The organism is Caballeronia sp. ATUFL_F1_KS4A, assembly GCF_023630905.1.
Taxonomy (GTDB): domain Bacteria; phylum Pseudomonadota; class Gammaproteobacteria; order Burkholderiales; family Burkholderiaceae; genus Caballeronia; species Caballeronia zhejiangensis.
This window is the reverse complement of sequence record NZ_JALQEB010000019.1, coordinates 18150-38195: the sequence shown is the minus strand read 5'-3', so window position 1 is coordinate 38195 and position 20046 is coordinate 18150. Positions and strand designations below refer to the sequence as shown.

The following is a 20046-nucleotide window of genomic DNA, read 5'->3' as shown; positions in this document are numbered from 1 at the left end:
CGCGCTGCAAGCAGCTTGAAAGTTTGTCCGCTAGCGCTTGCCTTGCTGGCGAATTTGTTCGAGTGTCGCGCCCGGCGTGCTCTGGTCCCGCGGAATGCGAATCTCGATCACCGCGGGCAAGCCGGATTCCCGCGCGCGCTCGAACGCGGGCATGAACTGCTCCGTCGATTCGACCAGCTCGCCATGCGCGCCGAACGCGCGCGCATACGCCGCGAAATCCGGATTCGTGAGCTCCGTCCCGTGCACGCGATTCGGATAATGCCGCTCCTGATGCATGCGGATCGTGCCGTACTGCGCGTTGTTCACGACGATGAAAATCACCGGCAGCCGATACTGCATCGCCGTCGCGAGTTCGTTGCTCGACATCATGAAGCAGCCGTCGCCCGCAAACGCGATCACCGTGCGGTCCGGATACAGCGACTTCGCGGCGATCGCGGCGGGCACGCCGTAGCCCATCGCACCGCTCGTCGGCGCGCACTGCGACCGGAAATGCCGATACGAATAATGCCGATGCAGCCACGTCGCGTAATTGCCCGCGCCGTTCGTCAGGATCGAATCGGCGGGAATCGTCTCGGCGAGCTGACGCATGATTTCGCCGAGCTGCACATCGCCCAACATCGGGCGCGGCTTGCGCCACTCGAGATACGCGGCGTGCGCGGCTTCGGCGCTGCCATCCCATGCAACGCTGGCGGGCGCTTCCAGCGAAGCCAGAAGAGACGCGATCTCCGGCATGCCCGACACGATGGGCAATTCCGCGCTATACACGCGCCCGAGTTCCTCCGCGCCCTGATGCACGTGGATGAGCGTCTGCTTCGTCTTCGGGATATCGAGCAGCGTGTAGCCGCCCGTCGTCGATTCGCCCATGCGCGGGCCGAGCACGAAGAGCACGTCCGCATCGCGCACGCGCGCGGCGAGCGCCGGATTGATCCCGAGGCCGACATCGCCCGCGTAGTTCGGATGGTCGTTGGAGAGCGTGTCCTGAAAGCGGAACGCGCAGCCGACCGGCAGTTTCCACGCTTCCACGAAGCGCGCGAAGTCCTGCGTCGCCTCGGCGGTCCAGCCGCTTCCGCCCGCGATCACGAACGGCTTCTTCGCGTTCGCGAGCAGTTCGCGCAGGCGCTCCATCTGCGCCTTCGACGGCGACGCCGCCACGCGCTGATATCGCGGCGCGGGCGGCACGGCATCGACGGTTTCGGTCAGCATGTCTTCCGGCAGCGCGAGCACGACCGGACCCGGACGGCCGGACATCGCCGTGTGAAACGCGTGGCTCATGTATTCAGGCACGCGGCGCGGATCGTCGATCTGCGCGACCCACTTCGCCATCTGCCCGAACATCCGCCGATAGTCGATTTCCTGAAACGCCTCGCGATCCATGTGATCGCGAGCGCATTGGCCGATGAGCAGGATCATCGGCGTCGAGTCCTGAAACGCGGTGTGCACGCCGATCGACGCGTGCGTCGCGCCCGGCCCGCGCGTCACGATCGCGACGCCCGGCTTGCCGGTGAGCTTGCCGACCGCCTCGGCCATGTTCGCCGCGCCCGCCTCGTGGCGGCAGACGATCGTCTGAATCTGCTCGGTCTCGTCATGCAGGGAATCGAGCACGGCGAGAAAGCTCTCGCCGGGCACGCAGAACACGCGCTCGACGCCGTGATGGACGAGCGCATCGACGAGCAATCGCGCGCCGGTGGTTTGATCCTGTGAGGAAGGGACAGCGGACGTCATGCGAAGAAGTCTCCTTTGATTGTCCGGCGCGGCTTCGATGCGCGCGGAGCCTAAAGCTTACGCCGCCGCGCCCGCGCGCGGAAACGGGCGAAGCGGAATCTTTTTCCGGGCAAACGCCCGCCCTTGCGATGCACGGCGCGCTTCCATCAGCCGAAATACCCCTTTTTCTCACCCCTTATCCAGCGATGGACAAAGACTCAAGTTCGCAATAATGGCTTCACTGAAAAGCGGACACGGCAACGAGCCAAGTGGGTCCGCTTGCTAAAGATCGCAGTTTCACCTCATCGGGGGCAAGTTTGAACATTCGTAAATTCATCGGCGCGAACAGCCGCGACGCACTGCGCCAGGTTCGTGAAGCGCTCGGCCCCGATGCCATCGTGTTGTCCAATCGCACGCTCGATGACGGCTCGGTCGAGATCGTCGGCGTCGCGGACAGCGACATCGCGTCGATCTCGCCCGCCGCGAAGGAACAGGCAGCACGTTCGGCGGGCACGTCGCGCGCCGCGCTGGCCGCCGCTGCAGCCGCGATGCCGGCGAAGCAGTCGGCCGCGAATCCGTACGCGAGCGGCGATGTGTTCTCGTCCGTCTTCGGCGCGAACACCGATGCGGACGATGAATTTCACGCCGAGCCGGAAGCTCGCGCAGAAGACGACACGCCGCCGACGATGGCCGATTCCAATCCGTGGCTGATCGAGCATGCGAAGCGCATCGCGCAGCAGGCGTCGATGCCGTCGAACCGTCCGCTGACCGCGTCGGCTGCGATCGCACGCGGCATGGGCGTGCCGGTCCCGGTGACTGCGCAAGAGACGCGCGTCGAAAAGACGGCGGACTCGGCCCGCTACGCCATGCGTCAGCAAACGAAGCGCGCGGAAGCCGCCGTCGAGCCGAAGGTCCAAACGCCCGACTGGGCACGCGAAGCCGCGCAAATCGCCGCGCGCCGCGCCGCGCAGAAGATCAACGCGAGCGCGCCGCACGCCGAAGCAGCCGAGGCGAACGCCGCGCCGGCATCGAAGGAACACGCATTCGATGGCTTGCCCGCGAACGCGGCGGCCGTCGTCACCGAAGCGATCCGCACGCGCATGGAGCAGGTCGTCAACGAAACGGTGATGAACGAGCTTTCGTCGATGCGCTCGATGATGGAAGAGCACTTCTCCGGTCTCATGTGGGGCGAGCGCCAGCGCCGCAACCCGACGGGCGGCGCGCTCACGAAGCGTTTGTTCGCCGCCGGTTTCTCGGCGCAGCTCGTCCGCATGATGGTGGACAACATGCCGGAACTCGAGAGCGTCGAAGGCGCGCTCGAGTGGGTGCAGCAGGTGCTCGAATCGAACATTCCGGTGATGGACAGCGAAGACGCGCTGATGGAACGCGGCGGCGTGTTCGCACTGATGGGCCCGACTGGCGTCGGCAAGACGACCACGACGGCCAAGCTTGCCGCGCGCTGCGTGATGCGCTTCGGCGCAAGCAAGGTCGCGCTGCTCACGACCGACAGCTACCGTATCGGCGCGCACGAGCAACTGCGCATTTTCGGCAAGATTCTCGGTGTGTCGGTTCACGCGGTGAAAGACGGCGCGGACCTGCAACTCGCGCTTTCGGAACTCCGCAACAAACATATCGTGCTGATCGACACGATCGGCATGAGCCAGCGCGATCGCATGGTCTCGGATCAGATCGCGATGCTGTGCGGCGCGGGTCATCCGGTGCAGCGCATCCTGCTGCTCAACGCGACGAGCCACGGCGACACGCTCAACGAAGTCGTGCAGGCCTACAAGAGCGCGGCGGACCAGCCGCCGCTCGCGGGCTGCATCCTGACCAAGCTCGACGAAGCGACGAATCTCGGCGGCGTGCTCGATACGGTCATCCGCTACAAGCTGCCGGTGCATTACGTGTCGACCGGTCAGAAAGTGCCGGAGAACCTGTACGTCGCGACCAAGCGGTTTCTCATCAAGAGCGCGTTCTGCATCCCGCGCGACAACTCGCCCTTCGTGCCGCAAGACGAAGAAACGCCTGCGCTGCTGTCCGCGTTGTCCGCGCGCGCCACGACCGAACTGCATGAGGTGCACTTTGGATAAGTTCGTGCTCGACCAGGCGGAAGGCCTGCGACGGCTCCTTACGCGCGCCGGTTCGCGCGTGGTGGCGATCGCGGGCGGACCGGCGGGCATCGGATGCACGTCGGCGGTGGTGAATCTCGGCGCGGCGCTTTCCATCCACGGCAAGGACGTGCTCGTGATCGACGAGCACCGCAACGCGGGATCGGTGAGCCGTCTCGTGGGCACCGAAGACGCGGGCGCGCTCGCCTCGGTGATGTCGGGCCGGCGCATGCTCGGCGATGCCGTCGAGCGCACGCCGTTCGGCTTCTCGCTGATGGCCGCGCCGCGCGACGAACGCATCGTTCACGATGCCGCGCAATGCCGCGCGCTGCTCGACGGTCCGGCGGACATCGTGCTGATCGATGCGCAACTCGATCGCCACGGCGCGCTGTCGACGCTCGCGGCGCAGGCGCATGACTTTCTTATTGTGACGCGGGTAGCCGCGTCGGCGATCACCGAGGCGTATGCGTGCATGAAACGACTGCACTACGCCCATGCGATCGGCCAGTTCCGCGTGCTCGTCAATCACGTGCAGAACCCGGCCGACGCGGCGGTCGCGTTCGACAACCTGTCGGGCGTCGCGAGCCGGTATCTGGCCGTGTCGCTCGTGCAGGCGGGATATGTGTCCGAGGATGCGCGCGTCGCTCGGGCGATGGAACTCTCACGCTGCGCAGTCGAAGCGTTCCCGGCCACGGCCGCGGCGCGCGACTACCGCGCAATCGCGGCGGAGCTCCTGCACTGGCCGATGCGCCCCGCGCCTTATATGCGCGATGCGGGCGGCCAGGCCGACGCGCGAAATCCGGTTAGCGACTCTGTACAGGGCGCGCGGGAGGCGTCGCATCGTGCGGCTGCGCTTCACGACTTTGCATTGAGCAGCACGGCGTCGATGTGATCAAGATAGGTGACCAAGATGTATAACGCCCAAGGCAAACTCTCACAGTCGGAAGTGCTGACGAAATACGCACCGCTCGTTCGACGGCTGGGGCTTCAACTCGTCGCCAAGATGCCGGCGAGCGTCGATCTCGACGATCTCATTCAGGCCGGCATGATCGGCCTGCTGGACGCGGCGAGCCGCTACAAGGAAGATCAGGGCGCGCAGTTCGAAACATATGCGAGCCAGCGCATCCGCGGCGCGATGCTGGATGAGCTCCGCGCGAACGACTGGCTGCCGCGCAGCATGCGCAAGACGTCGCGCGAAGTGGAATCGGCGGTGCACAAGGTCGAGCAGAACCTCGGCCGCGCGGCGAGCGAGCAGGAAATCGCCGAGCACATGAAGATGCCGCTCGACGAATATCAGTCGATGCTTCAGGACTTGCACGGCAGCCAGTTGATCTATTACGAAGACTTCGATCGCTCCGCCGACGACGAGCCGTTCCTCGACCGCTATTGCGTCGATCCTTCGGATCCGCTGTCCGCGCTGCTCGACGACAGCCTTCGCGGCGCGCTGATCGAAGCCATCGACAAGCTGCCCGAGCGCGAGAAGCTCCTGATGAGCCTCTATTACGAACGCGGCCTGAACCTGCGCGAAATCGGCGCGGTGATGGAAGTGAGCGAGTCGCGCGTGTGTCAGTTGCACAGCCAGGCGGTCGCGCGTCTGCGCACGAAGCTGCGCGAGCAGGCGTGGACGAGCGTCGAGGCCTGACGTTCCCTAGCTGATCTCGAAGTCCCGCGTCTCGGCGAAGACCGTTTTCCCTTCACCGAGACTTTTCGCGCGGTACATCGCGCGGTCGGCGGCGCGCAGCACGGCGGTCATGCCGGTTTGATGCGCGGACGCCGCGCTCGAAAGCAGGCATGCGCCGATGCTCGCCGATACCGACACCGGCCGCTCCTGCACCGACGTAATTTCGCCGAGCGCCGAATGGATGTTGTCGGCCACCGACAACACGGCGTCGCGGTCGCGCATCTGATGCGCGAGCACGACGAACTCGTCGCCGCCCAGACGCGCGATGGTGTCCGACTTGCGCATGCGCTTCGCGAGCGAGTCCGCGAAGGCTTGCAGCAGCAGATCCCCGACGGCGTGACCGTAGGTATCGTTCACTTCCTTGAAGCCGTCGAGATCGATCAGAAGGAGCGCGGTGGCGTGATCGCCATTGGCTTCGGGCGCGTTCATCGCGCGATCGACGACTCTTTCCAGCGCGTACCGGTTCGACAGACCCGTGAGCGGATCGGTCGATGCCTGACGCGCTAGATCGCGATTCGCGTTGCCGAGCCGATCGACGAGCACGCTCAGATACACCGATGCGCCGAGTACGCTCAGCGCGAGCCCGATCGCGGCGGGAAGATTCTCGTGCCACCACGGCTGCCAGACGGCCATCGCCGTGACGATGATGAGCGCCGTCGCGCACGATACGGCGAGCGTGCGCTTGCCGTATCGGCATCCCGAACCGATCAGAAACCAGAACATCACCCAGAGAAGCGGCAGCGCCGTTGCGCCGCCCGCGGCGAGCGCGAGCCCGAGGATCGTCTGATCGGCGATGGTCGTGACGGTCAGGCGCGCAACAGAAGGCGCGCTCATGCGGCTGACGATCAGAAGCGTGATCGCCCCATAAGACACATAGAGCGCGACGAGGCGCGTGGTCAGGAAGGCATCGTGTGAAGGGCGGAGCCACGCGAAAACGCCGTAAGCCAGAAGAACCACCGCTCCCATCCAGACCCGCAGCGTGGCCTGCTCGCGTTCCGGATTCCGGTGTTCGGACCATGCGAAGGCATAAGTCCGGCGTGCCGGTTGATGCGCCTGCTCCATACTGAACCCCTGGATGGTGATTTCTTTCTTTTATCTTGCTGCCAAGTACTGCGGCCCCGTCGCATGGCATCGGCTGAATGGAGTGGTATCGAGTTGCACCGAGCGAGCGATCCGCTATTTTGCAACGTTTTGCGAAGACGCTGTGTTTCGTGTAAGAACAGCTTAAGAACGTCCATTTCTCATTCACGGCGATGCGCGACGAATCCATTTCTTTGGCTGCCGAATGGCTGCCCGTTTGCAATAGCGAAGACGTACCGGAAGGCGGCGCGCGCGGATTCATCGTGGCCGATGAGCGGATCGTCGTGTGGCGGGACAGCATCGGCGCGGCGCATGCGTGGCGCGATTACTGTCCGCATCGGGGCGCGCAGTTGTCGCTCGGGCATGTGATGCGCGATCAGATCGTGTGTCCGTATCACGGCTGGAGTTACGACATCGAAGGACAGTGTTTGCGGATTCCGTCGAATCCTTCATTGCGTCCGTCGAAGCGCGCGTGCGCGACGACTTTCGTTTGCGAAGAGAAGTACGGCGTTATCTGGATGTGTTTCGGCGAGCCTGCGTATGCGCTCGATTTCTTTCCCGAAGCCGCGATTCCCGGTGGCCGGCGCATCAATCTCGCGCCGCAGACGGTGAGGTCGTCGGCGCCGCGCGTCGTCGAGAATTTTCTGGACATGGCGCATTTCTCGTTCGTGCATGCGGGGATTCTGGGCGAGGACACGCATACGGAAGTGCCCGATTACGAAGTCGTCGCGAGCGATGAAGGTCTGGAAGCGCGGCAATGCCGATACTGGCAACCGGCGGGAATGCCGGGGCAGGGCGGCGGCGCGATGATCGATTATGTGTATCGCGTGAAGCGGCCTTTGATCGCGAAGCTGACGAAGATGGCGTCGGGCGGGCAGGGCGCGCTGCATATCATGCTGGCGGCGTCGCCGGTGACGCAGACAGAGACGCGCGCGTGGCTCGTCTCGATTCACGAGGATGATTCGACGCATTCCGATCGCGAGCTATACGACTTCAATATGGAGATTTTGATGCAGGACACGCCGGTGGTGGAGTCGCAATGGCCGCAGCGCTTGCCGCTCGATCTCGATGCGGAGTTGCATCAGAAGTGCGATCGGATGGCGGTGGCTTATAGGAGGTGGTTGGCGGGGATGGGGTTTGGTTGGGGGACTACTTTCAAAGTCCACCTCGACCCATAGCCGACGTCGCTTTTCACGTTGTACATTGCGAACGTTGAACGTCAGCATGCAAGCGCGCTCAAGAATTCTTGCCTAGTGCGTGTAGCGCATTGAACGCGCGATTCAAACTTGGCGAGTGGTCTCGCGCGTTGTGCACGTTCCAATCCGAGCAAACGAATTTGCGCAGATGCAAGTTGTATCCAGCTCCCGGTTTATTCAAATCACTTCGCGATATTACCTCTTCTCGGAACATCCGATTCTTCGACTTACTAACGAGAGAAAGTAACAGACGTTTAGGGTCCCCCTCTTGATCTGTGATCATCGGCAACTTGTTCTTCGGAATATGGAAATACTGTGCAAACCCCGTGCGGTCCGCCAAGACCCAACTCTCGGCTTCGGATACCGCGAGTCGAAGCACGAAGTGGGCAGGCACGTCTGCGTCGATCCAGTCGGCCAAGAGAGCAAGCGCACATTGCCCGTCAGTATCGGCAATACACAAGACCGGTTGAACGTGTCGAGCTTGCTCCATATAGCGCTCTAAGTACGGGATCAGTTTAGTAACGCCTCGCGTGTTGATCGAAGGACTTGCTAAAGACCATGTCGGTAATGCCATCTCTACGAGTTTTTCACCAAGCACACAACTTAGCGAATCTTCGCCAACTACTAATATACGACTCATTCCCAAAGACCCAATTGATCGACGCGCTGAGGGCGAGTTTTTGGCAGCATGACTTCCGCTGGGGTGAGCCCGTGTTGGGTCTGTGCTTCCTCTTCCTCATTTGGCGGGCGGATCGATGACCCATTGGCCCCAGGCTCGATAAGTAATATCTGCGAATCGCCCGAAACGCCCTGCAACAGTGTTTGGCTGTGGGTACTCACAAGGACTTGGCGAGACGAACGGCGTTTTTTTCTGTCTCTCAAAACCCGATCGATCAAAAGCGGAAGATGTTCGACGATCCCGTCGTTCAAAGACAACTCCGGTTCCTCGAGTAGGAGCAGTCCCTCACCCTCCTGTAAAGCCCATAGCAATCCGATAAGCCGAAGGGTACCGTCGGAGAATTGATTTTCCCTTTGCCATGCCCCGTTAACTCGCCAGTGTGTGAAGTTTGCTTCGAGATGCCAGAGTCCAGTTACTTGATCTTGTTCGAACCTCAGCTCAGAGAATAATGGCACGGCAGTAGACAGGACTTGCTGGATACGCTTGAGTCGCGCATCGCGCGTCTTTTTTGGGGTTTTAGCGATGCGCTGCATCAGACCCTGTCCGAACGGATCGCTTTCAGGAATACGCGCGCCAATCTCGTCGCCGAACTTGAGTAGTTGGGGAACCAAGTGTAGATAGGTAGTTCCAGCAAAAAAGTTCACGAGTGGGCGAAACCCGGCGTTGCTGCCGATCTGCTCAAGGTGAGTCTGGGTCAGGCGTTCAGGATCTTCCTTGTCCTGCAAATCGGGCCGACTCAATATCTGTTCGCCGTTGAGCTCCACGCGCTCCTCGGAAACCACGACGCGCTGCTGTCCCTTCCCTTCTGTTTTGAGAGCAAGTGCATAACGCCAAGAGCTTACCGTGTCGCTCGTATCATCGATCAGCTCAAGTTCGATTCGAACCTCCGGATCGCGGCGTGCATGGAGACTACGCAGCTTCGTTAGTCCACCACGATCTCGCAGTGCCTTTTGCAGACCACCACCTTCCGTCTGAGCCAAAAGACGGAGGAAGCGAAATACGTCCAGGAAGTTGGACTTTCCAGAAGCGTTGGATCCGATTACGAATGAGCGTAGACCAAGAGGCACATCGACTTCGCGGAAATTTCGCCAATTCTTTAATCTGAGTCGTGTGATTTGCATGCGTCGCCTTGCGCTATCTATTTTTTAGAGCGGGTATCGAGCAGTATCTGCCATCCGCGTTTTTGGTCGTTCGACGGTCTGTACGAATCGAAACGTACGGTTCCTGCTACTGCGCTGACTAACTCGCGTATCCGTTCCGCCCGTGTGAGTGCCAGATACCTAGCGAAGTTTAGCCCCAGAATGCTATCCCGAATATCGGCAGGCAAACATCTCAGAATGGACCGCTCGCCATGCGAGACATCTCTAAGGATGCGACGTACCTTACTTCCGAGCGGACGGACGATGCTGCCTGCTCAAGACTGTGTACTGACGGGCACAAGTCGGAGGTTCGTATTTGGCGCGCCCGGCTGGGATCGAACCAGCAACCCCTGCCTTCGGAGGGCAGTACTCTATCCATTGAGCTACGGGCGCATCGGAGAAGGGCTTGCGGAAGAACTACACACGCCGTAAGACGGCTGCAAGGCCCATGCGAATCCGAGAGGATACCTGTTTTCCGTGACGCCGTCCATCGTGCGGGACCGGACGCCCTGCGCGGAACGAGTCACAAAGCATCACACGATTCGGGTAAACGCCCGCTTCACCGCCCCGGCCACCCCGCGCCGACAGTTAAGCGTTCCGTCTATAATCGACCGTGCCTTTCCCCAAGGCGCGCCTAGCGCACTGCCGTAGCTGTCACGCTGTCACTGAACCGACTCACACCAAAAAACGGGAGACGAGACAAGCATGAGCGAAGCACCCCACGGAGCCCCGATCAAGACACCCGGCCAACTCATCGCCGCGGTCATCGCGGGATTCGGCATCCCGGTCGCCATCATCATCCTGCTCGCGGTGTACGTGAACAATTCCACGCGCACCGGCGCCGGCACGGACATCGAGCAGTCGGTCAACGCGCGCATCGCGCCCTCCGCACAAGTCGATGTCCGCGACGCCAACGCGCCGCGCGTCTACAAGTCCGGCGAGGAAGTCTTCAAGGCCGTGTGCTCGGCCTGTCACGCGACAGGCACCGCCGGCGCGCCCAAGTTCGGCGATGCCGGCGCATGGGCCCCGCGCATCGGCGAAGGTTACGACACGCTGCTGCACAACGCGCTCAACGGCAAGGGCGGCATGCCCGCGCGCGGCGGCACCAGCCCCGACGATTACTCCGACTTCGAAATCGCGCGCGCGGTCGTCTATATGGCGAACGGCAGCGGCGGCAAGCTCGCGGAACCGGCGCAACCGGCATCGGGCGCCGCGGCTGCATCGAGCGCGGCAGCGCCCGCCGCAGCCAGTTCGAACGAAAATGCTCAGGCCGCCGCAGCGGTCGCGGCGCTCGCATCGGTGCCGGCGGTTGCATCGGCGGCGCCGGCCGCGGGCGCGCAAAGCGCCGACGCCGCTCAGGCGGGCAAGGCGCTCTACGAGCAGGTCTGTCAGGCGTGTCACGCGGCGGGCGTGCTCGGCGCGCCGAAGTTCGGCGACAAGGCCGCGTGGGCGCCGCGCCTGAAAGAGCCGATGGACACCGTCTACAACTACGCGCTGCACGGCAAGGGCGCGATGCCGCCAAAGGGCGGATCGAACGCATCGGATGCAGATGTGAAAGCCGCCGTCGATTACATGGCGAACGCGGCGAAGTAAGCGAAAAAAACCCCGCGCGAGCGGGCCGCGCGAGCAGGGTTTTTCATCAGCAAGACGGCAAACCGTTCACGTCTTCTGCAACATCGCCTTGAGCATCGCCATGCGATCTTTCGGCGACAAAGGCGCTTCTTCGGCCGTCGGCGGCGGCGCATCGTCGAGCAGCATCTCTGGGATGAACCGCGACGGCTCGCACACCACCGTCTCCCGCGCGCGCTTTCTCTTCTTGCACCAGTTCAGATGCAGACTGCGCTGCGCCCGCGTGATCGCGACATACATCAGCCGGCGCTCTTCCTCGATGCGCGAATCGTCGACGGGCGCGTCGTCGTCCGAACTGCCGCGATGCGGCATGATGCCTTCCTCGACGCCCACCAGAAAGACGTGTGGATACTCCAGCCCCTTCGACGCATGCACCGTCGACAGGCGCACTGCATCCGGGTCTTCTTCCTTGCCTTCGAGCATCGACATCAGCGCGACGGTCTGGATCAGGCCGAGCAGGTTCTTGCCTTCATCGGCGAAACCGTCGGCGGTGTCGAAACCGGTCTGCTCCGCGCCCGGCGCAGCTTCCGGCTTCGTGCCCTTGCGCTTCAGCCATTCGAGAAATTCGAGCACGTTCTGCCATTTCGACTGCGCCTGGCGCTCGTCGTACGCGTCATAGAGATACGACTCGTAGTGGATGGCTTCCATCATGTCGTCGAGAACTTCGGTCGCGGGATCGCGCGCGGCGCGGTCCGACAGACGCCGGATCCATTCGCAGAACGTGCGCAGCGGCTCGACCTGCCGCGCCGACAGACGCGCCTCGATGCCGCCCATGAACACCGCCTCGAACAGCGACACCTTCGCCGCGCCCGCGAATGCGCCGAGCGCTTCGAGCGTCGTGTTGCCGACACCGCGTCGCGGCGTGGTGATCGCGCGGATGAAAGCGGGATCGTCGTCGGGATTGGCGATCAGCCGCAGATACGCGATCAGATCCTTGATCTCGGCCTTGTCGAAGAACGATTGCCCGCCCGAGAGCACATAAGGAATGCGCTCCCGCCGCAACACCTGTTCGAAGATGCGCGCCTGAAAGTTGCCGCGATAGAGAATCGCGTAATCGCGAAACTGCGTGCGCCGCTCGAACTTGTGCGCCGACAAGCGAAACACGACGGATTCCGCCTCGTGCTCTTCGTCGTTGCAGCCGGTGACGGTGATCGTGTCGCCCATGCCGTGCTCGGACCAGAGCTTCTTCTCGAACAGCTTCGGATTGTTGGCGATGACGTTGTTCGCCGCCGTCAGAATCCGCACCGTCGAGCGATAGTTCTGCTCCAGCTTGATGACATGCAGCTTCGGGAAATCCTTGCCGAGCTGCGCGAGATTTTCGATGGTCGCGCCGCGCCAGCCGTAGATCGCCTGGTCATCGTCGCCGACGGCCGTGAACGCGGCGCGCGGACCGGCCAGCAGCTTCACGAGTTCATACTGGCACGCGTTCGTGTCCTGATATTCGTCGATCAGCAGATAGCGCAGGCGGTTCTGCCACTTGTCGCGCACCTGCTCGTTCTCCGCGAAAAGCTGCGCGGGACGCAGGATCAGATCGTCGAAATCGAGCGCCTGATACGCGTGCAGCGTCGCGGCGTAACTCCGATAGACGATCGCCGCCTGATGCTCGTCCTCGTTGCTCGCGAGCACGGACGCCTGATCGGGCGAAACCATCGCGTTCTTCCACAGCGAGATGATCGACTGGATCTTGCGGATCAGGCCTTTGTCCGTCGTGCCGAGCTGTTCCTGAACCATGCCGAAGCAATCGTCGGAATCCATGATCGAGAACTGCGGCTTGAGTCCGACGTGTTCCGCTTCCTGCCGCATGATCTGCACGCCGAGCGAGTGGAATGTGCAAATCGTCAACTGATTGACGGGAATCTTGCGGCCTTCCTTGCCGGGCGTCGTGAGCGTCTTGCCTTCGAGGAGCTTGGCCGTGCGCTCGCGCATTTCGAGCGCGGCCTTGTTCGTGAAGGTGAGCGCGGCGATGTGCTTCGGCTCGAAGCCGCGCCCTTCGATCAGATGCGCGATCTTCTGCGTGATGACGCGCGTCTTGCCGCTGCCCGCGCCGGCGAGCACGAGACAGGGACCATCGAGATAGCGCACGGCTTCGCTTTGCGCGGCGTTCAGACCAGCGGACATCGTTTTGGCTTTGGAGTTTGGGCGCGCCTGGCTGTGACTTGCGCGCGAAAGGAGAGCGCGATGTTAACACGATAGAGGCGGCGCGGTTCCGGCCCCTGTTCGTGCCACAATATCCGGTCAATTCAACGACAGGACGATGCCCGCATGGACACAGCACTCAAAGTCGGCGTAATGGGCTACGGCCTCGCCGGCGCGACGTTTCACGCGCCCGTCATCGAGCACTGCGGCCGCGCCGAAGTCACGGCCATCGCCACGTCGCAGGCCGAGCGCGCGCAGGCCGATTATCCGAACGCGCGGATCGTCGCGGATTTCGACGCGCTGCTCGCCATCGACGAACTCCAGTGCGTCGTCGTCGCGACGCCGAACGACACGCACTTCGATCTCGCGCATCGGGCGCTGTCGGCGGGCAAACACGTGGTCGTCGACAAACCGGTGACGCTTTCGTCGCGCGACGCCCGCACGCTCGCCGATCTCGCGCAGCAGAAAGGGCTCGTGTTCGCGCCGTTTCACAACCGTCGCTGGGACGGCGATTTCATGACGGTGCGCGCGCTCATCGAAAGCGGACGGCTCGGGCGCATCACGCATTACGAATCGCATTTCGACCGTTTCCGCCCGAAAGTGCCGCAGCGCTGGCGCGAGGAAGCGGAGCGCGGCGGCGGCCTGCTGTTCGATCTGGGGCCGCATCTGATCGATCAGGCGCTGACGCTCTTCGGCGCGCCGCAAACGGTGACGGCGTTCGTGAAGGCGCATCGCGACCACGCGCACGCGCCGGACTACGTGCATCTCGTGCTCGGTTACGCCGACAAGGAAGTAATCCTGCACGCGAGCGCGCTCGCGGCGCTGGAGCCGCCGCGTTTCGCGATCCACGGCACGCGCGGCAGTTATGTGAAGAACGGGCTCGATACGCAGGAAGATCAGTTGCGTTCGGGGATGCGCCCGGGCAATCCGGAGTTCGCGAAGAATCCGCCGGGCACGTTGCGCGAGGTCGATGGCGATCTCGATCTGCGTCACGAATTCGCCACGAAAGATGGCGCGTACGTCGAGTTTTATCGTGCGCTGGCGGCGGCGATTCTGGATGGCAAGCCGTTTCCGGTTTCGCCGCAGGACGCAGTCGACACGATGACGATCATCGAACTCGCGATGCAGAGCGAGCAAGAAGGGCGGCGCGTGCCCTTCGCGCGCGGCTGACGCCTAGCGGCGGCTGACGCTGCCGCACGTCGTCCGCACTTCGCCGGCGATGTCGCCGCAGTTCACGTTGCCCGACACCGTCGACACCGCGCCGCCGACATCGCCGCAAGTCACGTTGCCCGACACGGTCGACACGACGCCGACCGCGCCGTGAACCGCGACCGTATCGCAGTTGTCCGCCTGAAACGCCTGAAGGTCGCCGTGCACTTCGAGCGTGATGCGCGTCGCTTCGCCGGCGCTCACGTTCTTGCCGTCGACGAGCACGCGGCCGCCGCGAACCGACACATGGTTGCCTGTATAAGTAACGCCGTTGATGGTGATCGTGGCCATGATCGTCGAAGAGGAATCAACGCGATCCGAACAGTGTACGCGTGATTTCATTGCGAAAAAGCGCTGCTTCTGAAACAAACTACGACGGATTTGTCGATACACGCTCGCGCGCTTGCATCGGTTTCGAATCTGCGGAAAAGCGCAATCGCGCAAGTCCGAATCCGTTTGACAACCCTAATTCGGTCGCGTAAATTCTGCCGCACGCGTCGGGAGAGCGCGTGGCCTTTCATCGCAACGAGAAAGACCGCGCCGCCGAAGGGGCATACCCGCAAACTCTCAGGCAAAAGGACCGACCGCGTCGAGGAACGAGTTTCCTCGCACTCTGGAGAGCGGCAGCGGCTTCGTCATTGAGCCAGTTGCCCACCGAAGGGGCGCGCGATGGACCGCGGCACAGCCGTGCACGGTTCGCGCAATCTCTCAGGTACCGAGGACAGAGGGGTCACGCATCGCAACCGCTCGCGGCATGGGCCTTGCGCGCTGCTTCCCGCAGCACGAAAGGCGCATCCGGCAGGCGAATAGTGCGCTGCGTGGCCTTTTTTGTTTCGCGAACCGAGGCCCCGATGACTTCTCTTCAACACACGCCGCTGCACGCCGCTCACCTCGCGCTCAACGCGCGCATGGTCGATTTCGGCGGCTGGGACATGCCCGTCAACTACGGTTCGCAGATCGACGAGCACCGCGCGGTGCGTACCGACGCCGGCATGTTCGACGTCTCGCACATGCGCGTCGTCGATTTCGAAGGCGAGGCCGTCCGCGAATTCTTCAAGTACGCGATCGCCAATAACGTCGACAAGCTGACGACGCCCGGAAAAGCGCTCTATTCCTGCCTGCTCAATGGCGACGGCGGCGTCATCGACGATCTGATCGTCTACTACTTCTCCGAAACGAGTTTTCGCGTCGTCGTGAATGCGGGCACGGCGGAGAAGGACATCGCCTGGTTCGGTCAATTGAATGCCGAAGGCGAATTCAACCTTTCCATCACGCCGCGTCGCGACCTCGCGATCATCGCCGTGCAAGGTCCGAACGCGCGCGAAAAAGCCTGGCAAGTGCTGCCGGACACGCGCGCGCAGACGCAGGACACCAAGCCGTTCAACGCGGTCGTTTTCCCGTCGACGCAATTCGGCGAACTGATGCTCGCGCGCACCGGCTACACCGGCGAGGACGGTTTCGAGATCGTCGTGCCAGCGACGCATGTGGAAGCGCTCTGGAACGCTTTGCGCGACGCAGGCGTGAAGCCCGCCGGCCTCGGCGCGCGCGACACGCTGCGCCTCGAAGCCGGCATGAACCTCTACGGCCAGGACATGGACGAGAACGTCTCGCCCCTCGACGCCGGCCTCGCGTGGACCGTCGATCTGAAGACGCCGCGCGATTTCGTCGGCCGCAGCGCGCTCGAAGCGCACGGCTCGAAGGCGAACTTCGTCGGGCTCGTGCTCATCAAGGAAAACGGCAAGGCGGGCGGCGTGCTGCGCGCGCATCAGAAAGTCGTCACGGAACGCGGCGACGGCGAAATCACGAGCGGCACGTTTTCGCCGTCGATGCAGGAGTCGATCGCGTTCGCGCGCGTGCCCACGGGTGTTGCCGTCGGCGACACGGTGCAGGTCGTCATCCGCGACAAGCAACTGCCGGCGCGCGTGGTAAAACTTCCGTTCGTGCGCAACGGCAAGGTTCTGGTTGAGCTTTCCTGAAGCCGTCGCGCCCGTTTCCTCCGATCAAGAACCTCACGAGAACCACGCAAGGAGCATCCAATGAGCATCCCGGCCGATCTGAAATACACCGAATCGCACGAATGGGTCCGCACCGAATCCGATGGTACGCTGACCGTCGGCATCACCGATCACGCGCAGGAAGCGCTCGGTGACATCGTGTTCGTCGAACTGCCCGCGGCGGGCAAGACCGTTGCGGCGGGCGACGCGATCGCGGTGATCGAATCGGTGAAGGCCGCTTCCGATATTTACGCGCCGGTGTCGGGCGAGATCGTCGCATCGAACGACGCGCTGACCTCGGCGCCCGATCAGGTCAACGGCGCGCCGTACGAAAGCTGGCTCTTCAAGATCAAGCCGGCCGGCGACGCCACGCTCGACAAGCTGCTCGACGCCGAAGGCTACGGCAAGTCGATCGGCGAATAACCCATCTCAATGACGATGGCGGCTCGCGCAGACCAAGAGCGAGCCGCGTCGCAGGAATTCACATGAAGCTCGAACACCCGGATCGCCTGATGAACCGCACATCCCTGTCACTCGCCGCGCTCGAATGCCACGACGCATTCGCCGAGCGGCACATCGGCCCCGATGATGCCGACCAGCGCGCGATGCTCGACGCGCTCGGTTTCGCGTCGCGCGCGGCGTTCATCGACGCGGTGATTCCTGAATCGATCCGCCGCAAGGACACGCTGCCGCTCGGCGCGTTCACGCAGCCGAAAAGCGAGGCGGAAGCGCTCGCGTATCTGCGCAAGCTGGCGGACGAGAATCTGGTGTTCCGGACTTACATCGGCCAGGGTTACTACGGCACGCACACGCCGGCGGTGATCCTGCGCAACGTGCTCGAAAATCCGGCGTGGTACACGGCATACACGCCCTATCAGCCGGAAATTTCGCAAGGGCGCCTCGAAGCGCTGCTCAATTTCCAGCAGATGGTCATGGACCTGACTGGCCTCGCGATGGCCAACGCCTCGCTGCTCGACGAATCCACCGCCGCCGCCGAAGCGATGACGCTGCTGCAACGCATCGGCAAGCCGAAGTCGAACGTGTTCTACGTTGCCGACGACGTGCTGCCGCAGACGATCGAAGTCGTGAAGACGCGCGCGAAGCCGGCGGGCATCGACGTGAAAGTCGGTCCCGCCGCCGATGCCGCCAGCGCGAATGCATTCGGCGTGCTGCTGCAATATCCGGGCGCGAACGGCGATGTGCGCGACTATCGCGCGCTCGCCGAAGCGATCCACGCGGCGGGCGGCCATGTCGTCGCCGCCGCGGATCTGCTCGCGCTGACGCTCATCACGCCGCCGGGCGAATGGGGCGCGGACGTCGCGATCGGCAATACGCAGCGTTTCGGCGTGCCGGTCGGCTTCGGCGGGCCGCACGCGGCATACATGGCCGTGCGCGATGAATTCAAGCGCCAGATGCCGGGCCGTCTCGTTGGCGTGACCGTCGATGCGCAGGGCAATCCGGCGCTGCGTCTCGCGCTCCAGACGCGCGAGCAGCACATCCGTCGCGAGAAGGCGACGTCGAATGTCTGCACGGCGCAGGCGCTGCTCGCGATCATGGCGAGCATGTACGCGGTCTATCACGGCCCGCGCGGTCTCAAGACGATCGCGCTGCGCGTGAATCGCGTGGCGTCGATCTTTGCGGCGGGCGTAAAGAAGCTCGGCTACACGATCGCGAACGACACGTTCTTCGATACCGTCACGATCGAAAGCGGCGCGAGCACGACCGCGCTGCATCAGGCCGCGTACGCCGCGCACATCAATCTGCGTCATGTGAGCGCGAGCCAGGTCGGCGTTTCGCTCGATGAAACCACCACGCGCGACGACTTGCAGAAGCTCTTCGCGCTCTTTGCGGAGGTCGCGGGCAAGACCGAAACGTTCGATATCGACGCGCTCGATCAATCGGTGACGGATTCGCTGCCGCAGGCACTGCATCGCACGAGCGAGTATCTGACGCATCCGGTTTTCAATCGCCACCACTCCGAGCACGAAATGCTGCGCTATCTGCGCAGTCTCGCGGATAAAGACCTCGCGCTCGACCGCACGATGATCCCGCTCGGTTCCTGCACGATGAAGCTCAACGCGACCTCGGAAATGCTGCCGGTCACGTGGCCGGAGTTCGCGGCGATTCATCCGTTCGCGCCCGCCGAGCAGACGGTCGGCTATCGCACGATGATCGATCAGCTCGAACAGATGCTCGTCGCGTGCACGGGTTACGCGGCGGTGTCGTTGCAGCCGAACGCCGGTTCGCAAGGCGAGTACGCGGGCTTGCTCATCATTCACGCGTATCACGAGTCGCGCGGCGAAGGGCATCGCAACGTGTGTCTGATTCCGGCGTCCGCGCACGGCACGAATCCGGCGTCGGCGCAGATGGCGGGCATGCAGGTCGTCGTCGTCGCGTGCGATGCGAACGGCAACGTCGATATCGACGATCTGAAGGCGAAGGCCGAAAAGCATTCGGCGAATCTCGCGGCGATCATGATCACGTATCCGTCGACGCACGGCGTGTTCGAGCGCAACGTCCGCGAAATCTGCGACATCGTGCACGCGCACGGCGGCCAGGTGTATGTCGACGGCGCGAACATGAACGCGATGGTCGGTCTCTGCGCGCCCGGCCAGTTCGGCGGCGACGTATCGCACTTGAATCTGCACAAGACGTTCTGCATTCCGCACGGCGGCGGCGGACCGGGCGTCGGTCCGGTCGCGGTCGGCGCGCATCTGGCGAAGTTCCTGCCGAATCAGACGTCCACGGGCTACAAGCGCGATGAAGCAGGCATCGGCGCGGTGTCGTCGGCGCCGTACGGCTCGGCCGCGATTCTGCCGATCTCGTGGATGTACATCGCGATGATGGGCGCGAGCGGCCTCACCGCCGCCACCGAAAGCGCGATTCTCGCGGCGAACTATGTCGCGAAGCGTCTCGCGCCGCACTATCCGGTGCTGTACAGCGGCGCGGGCGGACTGGTCGCGCACGAATGCATTCTCGATGTGCGTCCGATCAAGGAATCGAGCGGCATCTCGGTGGAAGACGTCGCGAAGCGCCTGATCGACTACGGCTTCCACGCGCCGACGATGAGCTTCCCGGTTCCGGGCACGCTGATGGTCGAGCCGACGGAATCGGAATCGAAGGAGGAGCTCGACCGCTTCATCGACGCGATGATCGCGATCCGCGAGGAAATCCGCGCGGTCGAAGAAGGCCGCGCCGATCGCGAGGACAACGTGCTGAAGAACGCGCCGCACACGGCGGCGGTCGTCGCATCGGATGCGTGGGAGCACAAGTACACGCGCGAAGCGGCCTCGTATCCGCTGAAGTCGCTGATCGCGCGCAAGTACTGGTCGCCGGTCGGCCGTGCGGACAACGCTTATGGCGACCGCAATCTGATGTGCTCGTGCGTGCCGGTATCGGAATACGCGGACGAGTAAGGCTACGCGCACGAACCTGAGAGAGCGCCGCCCGAAAGCGTAAAGCTTCGTCGGGCGGTTTTGCGGCGCGTTCCAGAA

Annotated in this window: 14 protein-coding genes, 1 tRNA gene and 2 riboswitches; of the genes, 9 read left to right on the top strand and 6 right to left on the bottom strand. The window is 63.2% G+C overall.

From position 1 onward, the window contains the following. Positions 1-30 precede the first annotated feature (30 nt). Entirely contained in the window at positions 31-1722 is a 1692-nt protein-coding gene (locus NCS03_RS13795; protein ID WP_034472322.1) for a thiamine pyrophosphate-binding protein, read from the bottom strand. A gap of 296 nt (positions 1723-2018) precedes the next feature. Between NCS03_RS13795 and flhF the strand changes: the two genes are divergently transcribed. Genes flhF through NCS03_RS13780 form a run of 3 tightly spaced genes read left to right on the top strand, consistent with a single transcriptional unit; the run spans position 2019 to position 5451 of the window. Then, positions 2019-3791, top strand: a complete 1773-nt coding sequence (gene flhF / locus NCS03_RS13790) for a flagellar biosynthesis GTPase FlhF (RefSeq protein WP_250440306.1) — start codon at positions 2019-2021, stop codon at positions 3789-3791. After that, complete coding sequence (locus tag NCS03_RS13785) at positions 3784-4701, top strand: MinD/ParA family ATP-binding protein (RefSeq protein WP_034472320.1); 918 nt, start codon at positions 3784-3786, stop codon at positions 4699-4701. Before flhF ends, NCS03_RS13785 begins: the two co-directional genes overlap by 8 nt. Before the next feature lie 18 nt (positions 4702-4719). Next, complete coding sequence (locus NCS03_RS13780; protein WP_250529271.1) at positions 4720-5451, top strand: RNA polymerase sigma factor FliA; 732 nt, start codon at positions 4720-4722, stop codon at positions 5449-5451. A 6-nt stretch (positions 5452-5457) separates the two neighbouring features. Here the strand turns inward: NCS03_RS13780 and NCS03_RS13775 are convergent, their stop codons facing one another. Beyond that, on the bottom strand, positions 5458-6552 hold the full coding sequence (locus NCS03_RS13775) for a GGDEF domain-containing protein (protein ID WP_008352510.1): 1095 nt from the start codon (positions 6550-6552) through the stop codon (positions 5458-5460). A 212-nt stretch (positions 6553-6764) separates the two neighbouring features. On the opposite strand from NCS03_RS13775, the gene NCS03_RS13770 reads away from it, so the two are divergent. After that, complete coding sequence (locus NCS03_RS13770; RefSeq protein WP_250497104.1) at positions 6765-7748, top strand: Rieske 2Fe-2S domain-containing protein; 984 nt, start codon at positions 6765-6767, stop codon at positions 7746-7748. A gap of 654 nt (positions 7749-8402) precedes the next feature. Here the strand turns inward: NCS03_RS13770 and NCS03_RS13765 are convergent. Next, positions 8403-9566 carry an AAA family ATPase gene (locus NCS03_RS13765; protein WP_250497103.1) on the bottom strand — a complete coding sequence of 388 codons (1164 nt, stop codon included), beginning with the start codon at positions 9564-9566 and terminating at the stop codon, positions 8403-8405. A gap of 335 nt (positions 9567-9901) precedes the next feature. Continuing rightward, a tRNA-Arg gene (locus NCS03_RS13760) sits at positions 9902-9977 on the bottom strand. Between the two features lie 312 nt (positions 9978-10289). Here NCS03_RS13760 and NCS03_RS13755 point away from each other — a divergent pair. Further along, positions 10290-11177: a c-type cytochrome gene (locus NCS03_RS13755; protein WP_250529270.1), complete on the top strand. Its 888-nt coding sequence runs from the start codon at positions 10290-10292 to the stop codon at positions 11175-11177. 66 nt (positions 11178-11243) lie between these two features. Here NCS03_RS13755 and NCS03_RS13750 read toward each other — a convergent pair whose 3' ends face one another. After that, positions 11244-13331 (bottom strand): UvrD-helicase domain-containing protein, encoded by a 2088-nt coding sequence (locus tag NCS03_RS13750; RefSeq protein WP_008352515.1) that lies wholly within the window; start codon positions 13329-13331, stop codon positions 11244-11246. A 144-nt stretch (positions 13332-13475) separates the two neighbouring features. On the opposite strand from NCS03_RS13750, the gene NCS03_RS13745 reads away from it, so the two are divergent. Continuing rightward, positions 13476-14519 carry an oxidoreductase gene (locus tag NCS03_RS13745; protein WP_175979653.1) on the top strand — a complete coding sequence of 348 codons (1044 nt, stop codon included), beginning with the start codon at positions 13476-13478 and terminating at the stop codon, positions 14517-14519. A gap of 3 nt (positions 14520-14522) precedes the next feature. Here the strand turns inward: NCS03_RS13745 and NCS03_RS13740 are convergent, their stop codons facing one another. Continuing rightward, positions 14523-14849 (bottom strand): hypothetical protein, encoded by a 327-nt coding sequence (locus tag NCS03_RS13740; RefSeq protein WP_008352517.1) that lies wholly within the window; start codon positions 14847-14849, stop codon positions 14523-14525. A gap of 197 nt (positions 14850-15046) precedes the next feature. Then, a riboswitch (glycine riboswitch) is annotated at positions 15047-15152 on the top strand. A gap of 9 nt (positions 15153-15161) precedes the next feature. Next, positions 15162-15293, top strand: a riboswitch (glycine riboswitch). 116 nt (positions 15294-15409) lie between these two features. Between NCS03_RS13740 and gcvT the strand changes: the two genes are divergently transcribed. From gcvT to gcvP, 3 genes are all read left to right on the top strand, one after another. Next, entirely contained in the window at positions 15410-16534 is a 1125-nt protein-coding gene (gene gcvT / locus NCS03_RS13735; protein WP_239295434.1) for a glycine cleavage system aminomethyltransferase GcvT, read from the top strand. A gap of 60 nt (positions 16535-16594) precedes the next feature. Then, on the top strand, positions 16595-16975 hold the full coding sequence (gene gcvH / locus NCS03_RS13730; RefSeq protein ID WP_008352521.1) for a glycine cleavage system protein GcvH: 381 nt from the start codon (positions 16595-16597) through the stop codon (positions 16973-16975). Between the two features lie 62 nt (positions 16976-17037). After that, positions 17038-19968: an aminomethyl-transferring glycine dehydrogenase gene (gene gcvP / locus NCS03_RS13725; RefSeq protein WP_175979651.1), complete on the top strand. Its 2931-nt coding sequence runs from the start codon at positions 17038-17040 to the stop codon at positions 19966-19968. Positions 19969-20046: the final 78 nt, after the last annotated feature.